The 466-nt window shown below is 68.5% G+C and carries 1 pseudogene and 1 other annotated feature; the pseudogene reads left to right on the top strand.

Going from position 1 to position 466, the window contains the following annotated elements:
• Positions 1-466: pseudogene (locus FLV34_RS43170) on the top strand (IS3 family transposase); the annotation flags it as partial.
• Positions 56-169, top strand: a sequence feature (AL1L pseudoknot). It overlaps the preceding pseudogene by 114 nt.

The following is a 466-nucleotide window of genomic DNA, read 5'->3' as shown; positions in this document are numbered from 1 at the left end:
TGGAGCGTGAGGTGCGCGAGCTGCGCCGCGCCAACGAGATCCTCAAGGCCGCGGCCGCTTTTTTCGCGGCCGAACTCGACCCACGGCCGCCCAGGTAGTTGCCTTCATCGACGCTCACCGCGGCGCTTTCGGCGTCGAGCCGATCTGCCAAGTGTTGCAGGTGGCGACGTCGACGTACTACGCGGCCAAGTCCCGCCCGCCCTCCGCGAGGGCGGTGCGGGACGCCCAGCTCATGGCCGAGATCACCACGGTGTGGAACGAGAACTTCGAGGTGTATGGCGTGCGCAAGATGTGGAAAGAGCTCAACCGGCGCGGCACCCGCGTGGCGCGGTGCACCGTGGCCCGGCTGATGAAGCGCCTGGGGCTTGCCGGGGCGGTGCGCGGGGATCACAAGCGGCCCACGACAACGATCTCCGAAGCCCTCACCGAGCGGACCGAAGACCTGGTCAAACGCGACTTCACCGCC

Origin of the sequence: Microbispora sp. CSR-4 (assembly GCF_008033685.1) — a bacterium.
Classification (GTDB): Bacteria; Actinomycetota; Actinomycetes; order Streptosporangiales; family Streptosporangiaceae; genus Microbispora.
This window is presented reverse-complemented; position numbering and strand designations above follow the sequence as displayed.